Raw genomic sequence first — 14,875 nt, 5'->3', positions numbered from 1 at the left:
GCCCGGCCAATGGGAGAATGATCTGTGTGGCGCCTCCCGAGATAGTCAAGAGTGAGAAGGCCCGGCGTTCGATGCGCGAGATCGTGAAGCGCGTAGGAGGAGACTGCGAGGGATGCCGGAACTGCTGGCTCGGCACCTGAGCGGTCGGCCGCGGAGTCTCGGCGGTAGGGGTACCTGCCGAGCCGCCGCGCCCAGCACCCAAGGGGGAAGCCCATGCCTTACGTTGAGGTGCGCGGCAACTCGATCCGCGTGAAGTGGTGGGGTGGCGAGTACCACCTCGACACGGACGGAAGGGCAACCCGGAAAAGGAAGTACGAGAGCGCCTCAGGCCCGGAGCCTGGCGTCCCCTTCGAGGACGAGGAAGAGGCCTACAACTACGGCCTGGACCGCGAGCACGAGGTCCGGCACGGCACCCACATCCCGCGCGCCAGCTCCAAGACGCTGATGAAGGACTACTGCTGGATGTGGTGGGAGGCCCAGGATCTGCGGCCCATGTCGATGGGCCGGTACAAGTCCCGGCTGCGGGCCCGCATCATCCCCTACTGGGGTGAGCGGCCTGTCGGTGACATCACCGCGTGGGAGTACGACGCCTGGAAGAAGAGCCTGAAGAAGGCTGCTGCGGCGGGCGAGATCTCGCACCACTACGTCGACCAGCTGCTGAGCCTGTTCAACCTGCTCATGACCGATGCGGTCGTGAAGTACAAGCTGAGGGCCGAGTCTCCCGTCATCAAGCATGGCCGCCGCGGCAGGTACACGAAGAAGAAGCGCGAGGCCAAACGGCCGATGGAAATGGAAGTCCTCCACCATCTGGCCCGGAACGCCTACACCATCTGGGGCTTCACGGGCTGGGTGTGCGTGTGGACGGCCGCGTTCACCGGCATGCGGCCCCCGGGTGAGCTGTGGGGGCTGCGGCGGGAGTTCGCGTCGCCCACATGGCCGGCGAGCGATCCGGACCCGGACCGCCGGGCAGGCGCCTCGGAGCGGTACGGCCCGGCCAAGTTGCCTGCGCTGCGCGTGCAGTGGCAGCAGCAGTACGTCGACGGTGTGCGAACGCTGGTGGATCCGAAGTACGACTCGCATCGCACGCTGGTGCTTCCGCCGTTCCTGCACGAGCTGCACTGTGTCTTGCTGGCGTCGCACGGCAGCGAGTGGGTGTTCCCCGGGATTCAGGGCGGGGAGATGCCGCGGAACTGGTATGACAGCTACTGGGTGCCGATGCGGGACGGCTGGCCGGAGAGAACCGGCCGTAAGGACAGTGCCCGGCCGGAGATCCTGCCGGTGCCGCAGATGGCGGGCAAGCGGTTCTATCTGGTGCGGCACGGGCACCGTGAGTGGCTCGACGAGGACGGGCATTCGCGCACGGCGATCGAGACGCGGATGGGCCACGAGGTGGCCGGCGTTGAAGGCTTGTACAGCAATCTGACTCCGCGGATGGAGGAGGCGATCGCGGAGAGCTTGCAGGAGCGGTGGGAAAGGTTCTGGGGGATGGGTGTCTGGTGGGCGCCTCCGTTTCCCAGTATTCTCCCAGTTGGGGAGTCTGGGGTCTGAAGTCCCTGGTCAGCGGGTCGGATTGGTTAAAGCGTGAGCATCATGTCGATGCCTCCCGCCGAGGACGTGGCGTACTCGTCGCGGGTCTGCACCGAAGGATTGCCGTACTCGGCCGCGACCCTCTGCACCGCGGCCTTTCCCTGGGCCGTGCCGACGCCGGGTTTGAAGGAGACGGCGATGAGGCTGTCCGAGTCCTGGGTGCGGTGCGGGGCCCAGGCGGCACGGGTGATGACGTAGTCCCCGACGAGCTCGGACCGGCTGTAGACCGCGCGGACCGTGAAGGGTTCGGTCGTGCCGTCGGTGAAGGTGAGACGCACGGTGGAGCCAACGGCCAGATGCTGCCCGCGGCCCTCCTTCTCGGTGACCGCGATGCCGTCGGTGCCGAGGTGAGCGAGCGAGCCGCGAACCGTGCCGAGGTCGAAGACCCTGCCCAGGGTGGCGGGGTCGGTGACGGTCAGGGCCCGTCCACTGCCGTCGGCCTTCGCCACTCCGCGGCCCAGTCCGACGGCGTTCGCGACGACGGCCTGCCGCGCGATGGCGGGAGCGAGCCCGGGGCTGAGCCCGCTGCCGCCCGCACCGAAGGAGGGGGTGCTGACGGCGACGTCACCTGCGAAGGACCGGGAGACGGTCTGGTCCATGGTGGCCTTTAGCGACGCGGCGAACACCGTGAACAGCGAGACGACGGCGACGCCGACCATCAGGGCACTCGCGGTGGCCGCGGTCCGCCGGGGGCTGCGCAGGGCGTTGCGGCGCGCGAGGGTGCCGGTGACACCGCGCAGCCGGTGGAGCGGAGCGCCGAGCGCGCGAACGGCCGCCGAGGAGGCCACCGGGCCGAGGACCACGAAGGCTGCGAGGGCGAGTACCGATCCCGTGCCGGCGAGCCAGAGGGACGGGCTCACCAGGACCCCGGCCAGGGTGCCCACAACGGCCGACGCGGCGAGTGCACCGCCCACCACGACGCGGGCGCGTGAGGCGCCCGACCGGTCGACGGCGGTCTCCCGCAGTGCGGCCAGCGGCGCGGTGCGTCCGGCGCGTACGGCGGGCAGCAGGGCGGAGCCGAGACAGACCACGACACCGACTGCGAGGGGCAGCAGCAGGGACAGGCCCCCGATCACCAAGTCGCCCTTTGGAAAGGGAAATCCGATCGCCGGGAAGAGGGCCTGCAGTCCGGCCGCGATGCCGATGCCGCCCGCGAGCCCGACCGCCGACGCCATGACGGCGACCGCGCTCGCCTCGACGAGGGTGGAGACGGTGACCTGACGGCGTGAGGCACCGAGGGCACGCAGCAGGGCGTTCTCACGGGTGCGCTGGGCGACGACGATCGCGAACGTGTTGTGGATGGAGAAGGTCGCCACGAGCAGCGCGACCCCGGAGAACACCAGGAGGAAGGAGGTGAAGAGGGTCAGGAACCGGCTGGAGATCATGTCGGTGTTCTCCTGCGCCGACTCCTGCCCGGTGATGGCCTCCACTCCCCTGGGCAGCACGGGCGTCAGCGCGGACACGAGCCCGCGCTGGGTGACCCCGGGGCCGGCCCGCACCTGGATACTCGCGGCCTGACCGCTCCTGGCGGTGAGGTACTTCTCGGCATCGGCCTGCGTCATCCCGGTGAAGGTCACCTGCCCCATGCCGTCCGCACCGCCGAAGGTAGCGAGGCCGACGACGGTGACCCTGACGGGTTCGGGGGTGCGCAGGGTCGTGGTGTCGCCGACCCTGAGGTGCCCCCTCCTGGCGGCGCCCCGGTTGACCACGACCTCGCCGCTCCTCGCCGGGGCCCGGCCTTCTGCCAGCCGGTACGGGTTGAGCCGTGGGTCGTTGATCCAGTTGCCCGCGATGGTGGGCGGCCCCTGGCCGCCGACGGGCTTGCCGTCGGCGGCGACGAGTTGGCCCCGGCCCTCAATGTTGGGCGCCACCGCGGCGACGCCTGGGACCTTCTCGATCGTGCGGACCAGCGAGGTGTCGACGGGCTGTCGAACGCCCTGGCTCTCGCCGGGTGCCGTGATGGTGTCGGCGCTGCGCACGACGGCGTCGGTGCCGGCGGTCGCGTCGCCGAACATGGTGCTGAAGCTCGCGCGCAGTGTGTCGCCCATGACGAGCGTGCCCGCGAGAAAGGCAACGCCGAGGAACACCGCGAGGAACGTACCGGCGAAGCGCCTGCGGTGGGCGCGCAGCGAGGCGACGGTCAGGCGCAGGGAAGCGTTCATGTCCGCGCCTCGAAGGCCTTCAGGCGGTCGAGGACCTTGTCGGGCGTGGGGGATTCCATACGGTCCACCAGGCGCCCGTCGGCGAGGAAGACGACCTCGTCGGCGTGGGCGGCGGCGACCGGGTCGTGGGTGACCATGACGACGGCGCGGTTCATGTGGCGCACCGCGCGGCCGAGCAGGCCCAGCACCTCCTCGCCGGAGCGGGAGTCGAGGTTGCCGGTGGGTTCGTCGGCGAAGACGACATCGGGCCGGCCGGCGAACGCCCGGGCCACGGCGACGCGTTGCTGCTGGCCGCCGGAGAGTTCGGCGGGCCGATGGTGGAGCCGGTCGCGCAGTCCGACGACGTCGACGAGGGCGTCTACCCACTCCCGGTCGCCGCGGGCGCCGGCCAGGTCGAGGGGGAGCGTGATGTTCTCCGCGACGGTGAGCGTCGGCACCAGGTTGAAGGCCTGGAAGACGAAGCCGATCCGGTCGCGGCGCAGCAGGGTGAGCCGGCGGTCCTCGAGGGTGCTCAGCTCGGTGTCACCGATGAAGGCGGAGCCCGAGGTGAGCGTGTCGAGGCCGGCCGCGCAGTGCATCAGGGTGGACTTGCCCGAGCCCGAAGGCCCCATGATCGCGGTGAAGCGGCCGGCCGGGAAGCCGACGCTCACCCCGTCCAGGGCACGTACGGCGGTGTCACCGCTGCCGTACACCTTCACGGCGTCGGTGACCCCGGCGGCCGTCTTCGTCGCGGTCTCGGTGCTCATACGGCACCGCCCCTGCCCGTGCGGCCGAACTGCTCGTCCAGGACGGAGAGCCGGCGCCAGTACTCGTCCTCGTCGATCTCACCGGAGGCGAAACGGCGGCCGAGCACGGCGATGGGCGAGTCACCCGTCGGACGGGCGTCGGCACCGCGCCACGGGGCGCCGCGGCCCCGCCAGGCGGTACGGCGCAGGACGGTCACGACGCCGAACACGACGGCCGCCCAGAGCAGCGGGAAGAACAGGATCCACGGACCGGGACCGCCGTCCCAGTGGGCCAGGGTCTGCATCTCGGGTCATCTCCTCGGTGGTTGTGCGGTGATGCCTCGAGAGTGGCGCCGGCAGGAGGTCCGGGTCGTCGTACGGCCAGCGGCACTGTGCGTACCTCGCCGGGAGTACGCGGGCGGGCGACGGCTGCTTCCTGAGATCCCGCTTCTGTACCTACTAGTATGTACAGTGACGTCATGACCACCCAGGAGCGACTGATCGAGTCAACCCGCGAGCTGTTGTGGGAGCGCGGGTACGTGGGCACGAGCCCCAAGGCGATCCTGGAGCGCGCGGGCGCCGGCCAGGGCAGCATGTACCACCACTTCAAGGGCAAGCCCGATCTTGCGCTGGCCGCCATCCGCCGCACCGCCGAGGAGATGCGCGCCACCGCGCGGGGCGTACTCGACGGACCCGGGACTCCGTACGAGCGGATCGAGGCGTATCTGCGGCGCGAGCGCGATGTGCTCCGCGGCTGCCCCATCGGGCGGCTGACGATGGACCCGGACGTGGTCGCGAGCGACGAGCTGCGGGCGCCGGTCGACGAGACGGTCCGCCGGCTGCGCGAGCAGCTCGCCGGAATCGTCGAAGAGGGCAAGGAGCAGGGCCAGTTCGCGCAGTCGCTGGACGCGGAGGAGATCGCGGCGACGATCCTCGCCACGGTGCAGGGCGGCTATGTGCTGGCCCGCGCGTCGGGTTCGCCGGCGGCCTTCGACGCCGGGGTACGGGGCCTGCTCTCCCTCCTTCGCCCGACCCCCTGAGGAGCCTGGACGCGCACGTCGCGCCCGAGGACCACCCTGCCCTAGGAGGCACCCGATGCATGCCATGCAGTACGAGCTGACCCTGCCCGCCGACTACGACATGGGAATCGTCCGCGACCGGGTGTCCCGGGTCGGGCATCTGCTCGACGACTGGGACGGACTCGGGATCAAGACGTATCTGATGCGCGAGCGCGGAGTGCACCGCTCGCCGGTCAACCAGTACGGGCCCTTCTACCTCTGGAACACCGTCGAGGGCATGAACTCCTTTCTCTGGGGCGGCGCCTTCCAGGGGCTCGTCGACGACTTCGGGCGGCCCGAGGTCCGGCAGTGGACGGGGCTGGCGTACGAGGAGGGCGGGTCCGCCGCCTCCCCCGCCGTGGTCGCCGTACGGCGCACGAAGGAGGTCCCGCCGGGGACACCGCTGTCCGCCGTCATGGACGACGCCGTCCGCGAGACCGGGCGGCTGGCCTCACAGGACGGTGCGGTACTCGCGGCGGCCGCCGTCGACACGCGCCGCTGGGAGTTCGTCCACTTCTCGCTGTGGGACCACGACATGCCCAAGACCCCGGGGGACATGTTCCAGGTGCTGCATCTGTCGGCGCCCGGGCGGGACGCCCTGCCGCGGGGCAGGCAGTGGTGAGAGCGGTCCCTGCGGTCCTCGGCGATGTGCGCCCCCGGGAACCCGGGCGTATGCGACGCGCACGGCCACCTGTTCTTCGGCACTCCCCAACTGCCCGGCCAGGAGCTGCGGGACATTGGAGGTCGAGGCGCACCGGGTGACCCTCGGCCACCTCAAACCGCTCCCACGCTCCCACGACACCGTGGTGCACCGCCCCGCCAGGCCGCCGAGGCGGGCTGCCACCTCGCCTTCGACGGTCCGTCACGCGCCCACCTTTCCCAGGAGTACCGCTGACATGCCCTCCGTCCGGATCGACGCGTGATGGCCGACCGTGACCGGCTCGACGCACTCGGCCGTGCCGTGCACGACGCGCTCGTCGGTCCGGGCGGTCACGGGGTGGGCGAGGAACACATCCACCGTGAACGGGCCGACGAGCGAGATGTGTTCGGCGCGCCCGACCAGCACCTCGTTGCCGCACCGGCCCTCAGGCCAGTGCCGCCAGCGGATCGTCCAGCACGGGCTGCCACGCCAGTTCGGCCGCCCCCACCAGGCTGTTGTGGTCGAGTGTGCACGCAAGGATGGGGACTCCGCCGCTGCGGCCCCACAGGCTGCGGTCGGCGACGACGGCGCGCAGCCGCTCGGGGTCGGCGTCGAGCAGGGTACGGTGCAGTCCGCCGAGGATGATCCGGTCCGGGTTGAGGATGTTGACCAGCCCGGCGAGGCCAAGGCCCAGCCGGTCGATCAGTACCTCGACGGCGGCGCGGACGGCCGGGTCGGCCGGGAACAGCGTCCGGACGAGGTCGTTGGCCTGCTGGAGTTGGGAGACCTCGGGACCGGCCTCGCGACCGGCTTCCTCGAGGAAGGCCAGCGGATCCGCCTCCACGTCGAGGCAGCCGCGGCTGCCGCAGTGGCAGGGCCGTCCCTCCGGGTTGACGGTGAGGTGCCCCACCTCGAGCGCGAGCCCCGAACTGCCGGTGTGCAGCCGTCCGTCGAGCACCAGCGCACCGCCCACACCCCGGTGCCCGGTGGCCACGCACAGCAGGTCCCGGGAGCCGCGGCCCGCGCCGTGCCGGTGCTCGGCGAGGGCGGCAAGGTTGACATCGTTGGCGGCGAAGGCGGGCCCCCCGATGCCCGCGGCGCGCACGCACTCGGCGAAGATCTCCCGGACGGGAGAGCCCGCCGGCCAGGCGATATGCAGCGGGTTGAGCGCGAGACCCTCGGGTTCGGCGACCGCCGAGGGCACGGCGAGCCCGGCGCCCACACACCGCCGCCCGGTCTCGCGCAGCAGCTCGGCGCCCGCCTCGACCACCGAGCCGAGCACCTTCGCCGGGTCGGCGTCCACGGTCTCACAGCCCGGCGCGGTCGCGACGATCCGGCCGCCGAGCCCGACGAGGGCAGCCCGGAAGCCGTCCGCGTGCACCTGGGCGGCGAGCGCTACGGGCCCGTCCTCGGCGACCTCGAGCCGGTGCGAGGGCCTGCCCTGCGCACCGGAGGCGGCACCCGGGTGAGCGTCGACCCGGATCAGACCCAGCGCCTCCAGCTCGGCGGCCACCGCTCCGGCGGTCGCGCGGGTGACACCCAGCTCGGCGGTGAGCACGGCACGCGTCGGCGCACGTCCGGTGTGCACCAGCTCCAGCGCGGGACCGAGCGCGCCGCGTCCCCGGTCCAGCCGCGTCCGTGTGTTCCCTTCCCCTGCCGCATGGGGGCCCGACTTGCCGTTCATGAGGGCGAGTCTCCCATGATCCGCTCCGGGTCCGGCCCGAAGCCGCCGACCCTCAGCGTGATGTTCAGCCGACCCGCCAGCGCCAGCGCGGGAGGTGCCGTCCCCGGACACACCCGCGGCACCCCGTGGTACGCGAGCCGCGCCGGCCCGCCGAAGACGAACAGGTCCCCACTGCGCAGTTCGACGTCCGTGTACGGGCGCGCCCGGGTCTCCGTGTTGCCGAAGCGGAAGACACCGGTGTCGCCGAGGCTCAGCGACACCACCGGGGCGTCGGACTTCTCGTCGCTGTCGCGGTGCATGCCCATGCGGGCGTCCGCGGCATAGAAGTTGATCAGGGCGATGTCGTACGGCTCGGGCGGCGCCGCGTGCGGGCCGCGGGCGGTCTCGACCGCCTCGCGGCCCAGCGCGGCCGGCCAGTGAGGCAGCGGCTTCACGGGGGCGCCGTCGCCGTCGACGACCGTGCGGGCGTACCCGTACGGATACCAGTGCCGGCCGAGGCAGACCTGCCGGGAGGTCATCGTGCCGCCGCCGGGAGTGTGCACGGTCCGCAGACCGGCGGGCGGCCCGGCCCATTCCCGGCAGGCGTGCAGGAGCCGGCTCTGGCGGTCGGCGTCCAGCCAGTCCGGCACATGGACCGCGCCGGGTGCGACTTCCCTGCGGCTTCGCGGGAACAACTCGGCGTCCATGGCCCCATCATCACGCATCCGGCCCGGCCGACGGGTGCGCACGGAGCGGCCGGGGACGGGGGCCCATCCGTGGCTCGGCTAGCCTGGACACACGATGAACGACCGTTTGACCACGCCCTGGGGCACCTGCACGCTGGCCCGTTTCCCCGAGGATCCCCGTGACCGGCTGCGCGCCTGGGACGCGTCCGACGCGTATCTGCTACGGCACCTCGCGGCGAGCCGCACCCCGCTGACCGGCGCGGTCGTGGTCGTCGGCGACCGGTGGGGTGCGCTGACCACGGCGCTCGCGGAGCACCGCCCGACGCAGATCACCGACTCGTTCCTGTCCCGTGAGGCGACCCGGGCGAATCTCCTGCGGAACGGCACCGACCCGGACGGCGTGCGGCTCCTGACCACCCAGGACACCACGCCGTCCCGCGTCGACCTCCTGCTCGTTCGGGTCCCCAAGAGCCTGGCGCTGCTGGAGGACCAGTTGCACCGGCTGGCGCCGGGCGTGCACGAGGGGACGGTGGTGATCGGCACGGGGATGGTCAGGGAGATCCATACCTCGACGCTGCGCCTGTTCGAGCGGATTCTCGGACCGACCCGCACCTCACTCGCCGAGCAGAAGGCCCGGCTCATCTTCTGCACCCCCGACCCGGGACTCGAACGGGGTGCCAACCCGTGGCCGTACCGCTATCAACTCCCCGACGGCATCGGGCCGTTGTCCGGACGGACGGTCACCAACCACGCGGGCGTCTTCTGCGCCGACCGTCTGGACGTCGGGACCCGGTTCCTCCTGCGGCATCTGCCGAGCGGCCGGGGCGCCGAGCGGATCGTGGACCTCGGCTGCGGCAACGGCGTCGTGGGGCTGGCCGCCGCGCTGGCCAACCCCGAGGCCGAGGTGCTGTTCGTCGACGAGTCGTACCAGGCGGTGGCCTCGGCGGAGGCGACGTACCGGGACAACGCACAGGGCGTGGCGGAGTTCCATGTCGGCGACGGCCTGTCCGGGATGCCCGCCGCCGGAGTCGACCTGGTCCTCAACAACCCGCCGTTCCACTCCCACCAGGCAACGACGGACGCGACCGCCCGGCGCATGTTCACCGGGGCGCGGCGCGCCCTGCGGCCGGGCGGCGAGCTGTGGGTGATCGGCAACCGCCACCTGGGTTACCACGTGAAGCTGCGCCGTCTCTTCGGCAACAGTGAACTGGTTGCGAGCGACCCGAAGTTCGTGATCCTCAAGGCCGTGAAGCAGTAGCGGGTCCAGAGCTTCCGGGCCCGGCGCGTGGCGCGTGGCGGCGTGCCGTGCACCGCGCGCGGCGGCGTGTTGTGCCTGGCGGAGTGCCATGCGCGGCGGCGTGCCGTTCGCGGCGGCACGTCTTCGGGGGCCGGCTCCGCGGCGCGGTGCATCCGGCACAGCGCCGCCCTCCACGACGACGGACGGTTCACCGAGGTGCGCCTCCGTCTCCCGCGTGGTGCGCGCAACCCCCGTACCCGCTCACGGTGTCCCGTGTGCCGGCGTGCGGCCCCCACCATCCCTGAGGACGCTGACGAGACGGGCCACGGTGCGCGTCATCGCCTCCCGGCCCACACCGAGGTATCGGCGCGAGTCGACCGCCTCGGGGTGCTCGGCGAGGAAGCTCCGGATCGCCCCGGTCATCGCGGCGTTGAGGGCGGTCCCGATGTTTACCTTCGCGATGCCGCCCGCGACGGCCGCCGTCAGCTCGTCGTCCGGCAGCCCGGAGGAGCCGTGCAGCACGAGCGGTACGTCGAGGGCGGCGCTCAGCCGTTTGAGCAGACCGTGGTCGAGCGCGGCCGTGCGCGTGGTCATCGCATGGGTGCTCCCGACGGCGACCGCCAGCGCGTCGACCCCCGTATCGGCGACGAAGGCGGCGGCCTCGCCGGGGTCGGTCCGGGCGCCGGGTGCGTGCGGGTCGGGCGGCGGTTCGCCGTCCTTGCCGCCGATCCGTCCCAACTCCGCCTCGATCCAGATCCCTTGGGCATGGGCCCAGTCGACGGCGGCGTGGGTGGCGGCGAGGTTCTCCTCGTACGGCAGCCGGGCCGCGTCGTACATCACGGAGCTGAATCCGGCGCCCGGCGCCTGACGCAGCAGATCGTCGCTCTGGATGTGGTCGAGGTGCAGGGCGACGGGTACTGCGGCACGTTCGGCCGCCGCGACCGTCGCGCGGGCGAGCGGGAGCAGGCGCCCGTAGCGGAACTTGACGGCGTTCTCGCTGACTTGGAGCACGACCGGGGCGCCGACGCTCTCCGCGCCCGCGATCACGGCCTCGACATGCTCGAGCGTGATGACGTTGAAGGCGGCGACGGCGCTGCGCGCCGCGGCGGCAGCGGCGACCAGGTCACCGGTGGCTGCGAGGGTCACGGCTCCTCCTCATCGGGCGTCCGGATCGGCGGGGGTGAGGACGACCGAACGGGTCAGATGGCGCGGACGGTCGGGATCGAGCCCACGGGCGGCGGCCACGGCGACGGCGAGCCGCTGGACGCGGACGAGTTCGGCGAGCGGGTCGAGGCCGCCGGCCACCCACAGTCCCCCGGTCTGCCGCACCTGCCGGGCGAGGCCCTCCGGCGGCTCGCCGAGCATCCAGGTGGCGGTTCCTCGGGTGGTGACGCTGATCGGCCCGTGCCGGTACTCCATCGCCGGATAGGCCTCCGCCCAGGCCAGCGCGGCCTCGCGCATCTTCAGCCCGGACTCGTTCGCGAGCCCGACGGTCCAGCCGCGGCCGAGGAAGGCGAACTGCGTGCAATCGACGAGCCCTTCGGGCAGCGGGGACCGGAGTGCGGTACGAGCGTCGGCGACCACCGCGTCCGTGTGCAGACCGAGGTGGGCACGGAACAGAGTGAGGGCCGTGGTGGCGAATCGGGTCTGCACCACGGACCGCTCGTCGGCGAAGCCGAGCACGGCCACGTCGTCGGCGCGCTCCATCACGGGTGTGTGCGGGTCGGCGGTGATCGCGGCGGTCCGTGTGTGGCCCCGAAGCCGGTCGAGGAGGTCGAGGACCTCGGTGGTGGTGCCGGACCTGGTGAGGACGACGACGCGGTCGTAGGGCCGCCCGTAAGGGAACTCGGAGGCGGCGAAGGCGTCCGTCTCGCCCTGTCCGGACCGCTCGCGCAGCGCGGCCGCGGACTGGGCCATGAAGTACGAGGTTCCGCACCCCACGATCGCGACCCGCTCCCCCACCGCGGGAAGCGCGTCCTTGTGCGCGTCGGCGTCGGCGGCGACGCGAGCCCAGCACTCCGGCTGGCTGTTCAGTTCGGCCTCGACGTATGTCATGCCCTGCCCCTCCCAGCTGTCCACATCTCGCGATGATTATTCTTGCAAGATATAGGCAGCTTTCAAGCACAATCAAGCATTGGAGTGAGAGCAAGGTGCGCTAGGGTCGCGGGAGATCGAGGAAACGGAGAGTGCGGATGTCGCGCGACGCCCGCTGGAAGACGCTGCTGGAACTGCTCGTCGAGCGGGGCCGGCTGGACGTCGAGGAGGCAGCGGCCGAGCTGGCCGTGTCGGCCGCGACGATCCGCCGTGACTTCGACCAGCTCGCGGAGCAGCAGATGCTGGTGCGCACACGGGGCGGCGCGGTGGTGCACGGAGTCTCGTACGAGCTGCCTCTGCGCTACAAGACGGCGCGTCACGCCTCCGAGAAGCAGCGCATCGCGAAGGCAGTGGCCGATCTGATCGCGCCCGGCGAGGCGGTGGGCCTCACCGGGGGAACGACCACGACGGAGGTGGCACGGGCCCTGGCGGTGCGCGGCGACCTCGCGTCGGGCTCCCCCGCGCTGACCGTCGTCACCAACGCACTGAACATCGCCAACGAGCTGGCGGTGCGCCCCCAGTTCAAGATCGTGGTGACCGGCGGGGTGGCGCGCCCGCAGTCGTACGAGCTCATCGGCCCTCTCGCCGGCGGCGTGCTCGGGCAGATAACCCTGGACGTGGCCGTGCTCGGCGTGGTCGCCTTCGACGTCGTGCACGGCGCGGCGGCGCACGACGAGGCGGAGGCCGCGATCAACCGCCTGCTGTGCGAGCGGGCCGAGCGCGTTGTCGTCGCGGCGGACTCCAGCAAGCTGGGGCAGCGGGCGTTCGCTCGGATCTGCGCGGCGGAGTCGGTGGACACGCTGGTCACGGACTCGGCGGCGGGGGCGGACACGGTGCGGCGTTTCGAGGAGGCGGGCCTGCGGGTGCTCGCGGTCTGACACCGGGCACCGCCGGCGCCGGACGGAGACAGCGGGGGAAAACAAGGGTGGCCGCCCCGGGCACGAGCGCGCACCCCTCGCGTCGCGCCCGGCCCCGGCGGCGGGTCGTGCCCCGGCGCTCGACTCCCCGCGCTGCCGCCTCCGCGTGTGCCTAAGCTGGTACCTGCGGTGCGCGTGCGGGGTGGTCAAGGAGGCTGTGATGGCCGAGACGCCGAGCGAGCGGAACGGCTCCGGGGAGCGGTACCCGCCCGGAGGCTCCCGGTACCTGCCGATCGCCGAGCACGGTCTGATCGGTGATCTCCGCAGTGTGGCTCTGGTGGGCACCAACGGGACCATCGACTGGTACTGCTGCCCTTCCTTCGACGCCCCGAGCGTCTTCGCCGCGATCCTGGACGCGGAGCGCGGTGGGTCCTTCGAGCTCACCGCGACCGTGCCGGCGCGGACCAAGCAGTTCTACTTCCCCGACACCAACGTCCTGATCACGAGGTTCTTCACCGAGGACGGCGTAGGCGAGGTGCAGGACTTCATGCCCGTCGGCGCGGGGTGCGTCGAGACCGATCGGCACCGGCTGATCCGCCGGGTCCTGTGCGTGCGCGGTTCGATCCCGTTCCGGGTGCGGGTGGCTCCGCGGTTCGACTACGGCGCACAGAGGCACACCCTCCGGCTGCTCGGCGACGTGGCGGTCTTCGAAGCCGTCGACATGTCGCTCGCCCTCACCGCCACCATGCCCCTCGAGGGCGACGACAGGGACGTATGGGCGGACTTCAAACTCGCAGAGGGCGAGTCGGCGGTGTTCTCGCTGGACCAGGTCGGTACCGAGCTGGCGCCGCGCATGTGCGCACGGGCCGAGGCGGAGCGGCAGTTCGAAACCACAGTGGCGTACTGGCGGCGCTGGCTGCACGCTTCGCGCTACCGCGGCCGCTGGCGGGAGATGGTGCACCGCTCAGCCCTCACGCTGAAACTGCTCACCTACGCACCGACCGGGGCGATCGTCGCCGCGCCGACCACGAGCCTGCCGGAGCAGGTCGGCGGCGAACGCAACTGGGACTACCGGTACGTCTGGGTGCGCGACGCGGCCTTCTGCGTCTACGCCCTGCTGCGCCTGGGCTTCACCGAGGAGGCCGAGGCGTTCATGAAGTTCGTGACCCAGCACATCATTCCCGGCGCCGGCGGCCCCTCCGGCCCTCTGCAGATCATGTACGGGATCGACGGCCGCACCGACTTGCCCGAGCGGGAACTCCCCCACCTGGAGGGGCACCGGGGATCCGCGCCGGTACGGGTCGGCAACGCCGCCGCCGACCAGCTCCAACTCGACATCTACGGCGCCCTCATCGACTCGATCTATCTCTACGACAAATGGGCGCAGCCCATCTCCAGCGAACACTGGGACGACGTCTGCTCGCTGGTGGACTGGGTCTGCGACCACTGGGACCAGCCGGACGAGGGCGTCTGGGAGACCCGCGGCGGCCGCAAGAACTTCCTGTACTCGCGGGTGATGTGCTGGGTGGCGATCGAACGGGCCATCCGGATGGCGAACCGCCGCGGCCTGCCCGCCGACCTGGCCCGCTGGCAGCGGACCCGCGACACCATCTACCGCCGGATCATGCAGCGGGGCTGGTCCGATGTGCGCCGGGCCTTCGTCCAGCACGAGGACGGCGACGTGCTCGACGCGGCGCTGCTGATGATGCCGCTGGCCAAGTTCATCGCGCCCACCGACCCCAAGTGGCTCTCCACGCTCGACGCGCTCACCCAGGACCTGGTCTCCGACTCCCTGGTCTACCGCTACGACCCGCAGGCGAGCCCGGACGGTTTGCGGGGCGACGAGGGGACGTTCTCCATCTGCTCGTTCTGGTACGTCGAGGCACTGGTCCGGGCGGGCCGCATCGACGAGGCACGGCTGGCCTTCGAGAAGATGCTGACCTACGCCAACCACCTCGGCCTGTACGCCGAGGAGATCGGCCACACCGGCGAGCAACAGGGCAATTTCCCGCAGGCGTTCACGCACTTCGCGTTGATCAGCGCGGCGTTCAACCTGGACCGGGCCCTGGGCTGACGACCCCGGTTTCGCATCGCGCGGCTCGGGCTCGCCAACCCTGGAACCGCGTGCGGCTTCCGGTACGGCTCTGGGGGACCCGCAGCGCACTC

Annotated in this window: 14 protein-coding genes; 6 read left to right on the top strand and 8 right to left on the bottom strand. The window is 71.7% G+C overall.

The genetic code is table 11. The features are described from left to right. Window positions 1-213 precede the first annotated feature (213 nt). The gene (locus AAW14_RS06260) at window positions 214-1,548 is read left to right on the top strand and encodes an integrase (RefSeq protein WP_265560707.1); all 1,335 of its coding nucleotides are present in this window, start codon (window positions 214-216) and stop codon (window positions 1,546-1,548) included. A gap of 26 nt (window positions 1,549-1,574) precedes the next feature. Here AAW14_RS06260 and AAW14_RS06255 read toward each other — a convergent pair whose 3' ends face one another. The 3 genes from AAW14_RS06255 to AAW14_RS06245 are packed head-to-tail and all read right to left on the bottom strand — an operon-like array spanning window position 1,575 to window position 4,779. Continuing rightward, complete coding sequence (locus AAW14_RS06255) at window positions 1,575-3,749, bottom strand: ABC transporter permease (protein WP_265560705.1); 2,175 nt, start codon at window positions 3,747-3,749, stop codon at window positions 1,575-1,577. Next, window positions 3,746-4,495, bottom strand: coding sequence for an ABC transporter ATP-binding protein (locus AAW14_RS06250; protein ID WP_265560703.1), 750 nt, complete (start codon window positions 4,493-4,495; stop codon window positions 3,746-3,748). Before AAW14_RS06250 ends, AAW14_RS06255 begins: the two co-directional genes overlap by 4 nt. Continuing rightward, entirely contained in the window at window positions 4,492-4,779 is a 288-nt protein-coding gene (locus tag AAW14_RS06245; RefSeq protein ID WP_265560701.1) for an SHOCT domain-containing protein, read from the bottom strand. The genes AAW14_RS06250 and AAW14_RS06245 overlap by 4 nt, the downstream gene beginning before the upstream one ends. Window positions 4,780-4,953: 174 nt before the next feature. Between AAW14_RS06245 and AAW14_RS06240 the strand changes: the two genes are divergently transcribed. Further along, complete coding sequence (locus AAW14_RS06240; RefSeq protein ID WP_265560699.1) at window positions 4,954-5,514, top strand: TetR/AcrR family transcriptional regulator; 561 nt, start codon at window positions 4,954-4,956, stop codon at window positions 5,512-5,514. Between the two features lie 55 nt (window positions 5,515-5,569). Then, the gene (locus tag AAW14_RS06235; protein ID WP_265560698.1) at window positions 5,570-6,154 is read left to right on the top strand and encodes a DUF4865 family protein; all 585 of its coding nucleotides are present in this window, start codon (window positions 5,570-5,572) and stop codon (window positions 6,152-6,154) included. A 240-nt stretch (window positions 6,155-6,394) separates the two neighbouring features. Here the strand turns inward: AAW14_RS06235 and AAW14_RS06225 are convergent, their stop codons facing one another. The 3 genes from AAW14_RS06225 to AAW14_RS06215 are packed head-to-tail and all read right to left on the bottom strand — an operon-like array spanning window position 6,395 to window position 8,542. Beyond that, on the bottom strand, window positions 6,395-6,598 hold the full coding sequence (locus AAW14_RS06225) for a hypothetical protein (protein ID WP_265560696.1): 204 nt from the start codon (window positions 6,596-6,598) through the stop codon (window positions 6,395-6,397). Window positions 6,599-6,617: 19 nt separating this feature from the next. Further along, window positions 6,618-7,856 (bottom strand): ROK family protein, encoded by a 1,239-nt coding sequence (locus AAW14_RS06220; RefSeq protein ID WP_265560694.1) that lies wholly within the window; start codon window positions 7,854-7,856, stop codon window positions 6,618-6,620. Continuing rightward, window positions 7,853-8,542 (bottom strand): alpha-ketoglutarate-dependent dioxygenase AlkB family protein, encoded by a 690-nt coding sequence (locus AAW14_RS06215; protein ID WP_265560692.1) that lies wholly within the window; start codon window positions 8,540-8,542, stop codon window positions 7,853-7,855. The genes AAW14_RS06220 and AAW14_RS06215 overlap by 4 nt, the downstream gene beginning before the upstream one ends. A 94-nt stretch (window positions 8,543-8,636) precedes the next feature. Between AAW14_RS06215 and AAW14_RS06210 the strand changes: the two genes are divergently transcribed. Continuing rightward, complete coding sequence (locus tag AAW14_RS06210; protein ID WP_265560690.1) at window positions 8,637-9,779, top strand: methyltransferase; 1,143 nt, start codon at window positions 8,637-8,639, stop codon at window positions 9,777-9,779. A gap of 240 nt (window positions 9,780-10,019) precedes the next feature. Here AAW14_RS06210 and AAW14_RS06205 read toward each other — a convergent pair whose 3' ends face one another. Both AAW14_RS06205 and AAW14_RS06200 read right to left on the bottom strand, forming a co-directional pair. After that, window positions 10,020-10,904, bottom strand: a complete 885-nt coding sequence (locus AAW14_RS06205) for a class II fructose-bisphosphate aldolase (RefSeq protein WP_265560688.1) — start codon at window positions 10,902-10,904, stop codon at window positions 10,020-10,022. 9 nt (window positions 10,905-10,913) lie between these two features. Further along, on the bottom strand, window positions 10,914-11,813 hold the full coding sequence (locus AAW14_RS06200) for an SIS domain-containing protein (protein WP_265560686.1): 900 nt from the start codon (window positions 11,811-11,813) through the stop codon (window positions 10,914-10,916). A 137-nt stretch (window positions 11,814-11,950) separates the two neighbouring features. Between AAW14_RS06200 and AAW14_RS06195 the strand changes: the two genes are divergently transcribed. Beyond that, on the top strand, window positions 11,951-12,730 hold the full coding sequence (locus tag AAW14_RS06195) for a DeoR/GlpR family DNA-binding transcription regulator (RefSeq protein ID WP_265560684.1): 780 nt from the start codon (window positions 11,951-11,953) through the stop codon (window positions 12,728-12,730). A 199-nt stretch (window positions 12,731-12,929) separates the two neighbouring features. After that, window positions 12,930-14,783: a glycoside hydrolase family 15 protein gene (locus AAW14_RS06190; protein ID WP_265560683.1), complete on the top strand. Its 1,854-nt coding sequence runs from the start codon at window positions 12,930-12,932 to the stop codon at window positions 14,781-14,783. Window positions 14,784-14,875: the final 92 nt, after the last annotated feature.

Origin of the sequence: Streptomyces hygroscopicus, assembly GCF_026168105.1 — a bacterium.
In the GTDB taxonomy this organism is placed as follows: Bacteria; Actinomycetota; Actinomycetes; order Streptomycetales; family Streptomycetaceae; genus Streptomyces; species Streptomyces hygroscopicus_D.
This window is presented reverse-complemented; position numbering and strand designations above follow the sequence as displayed.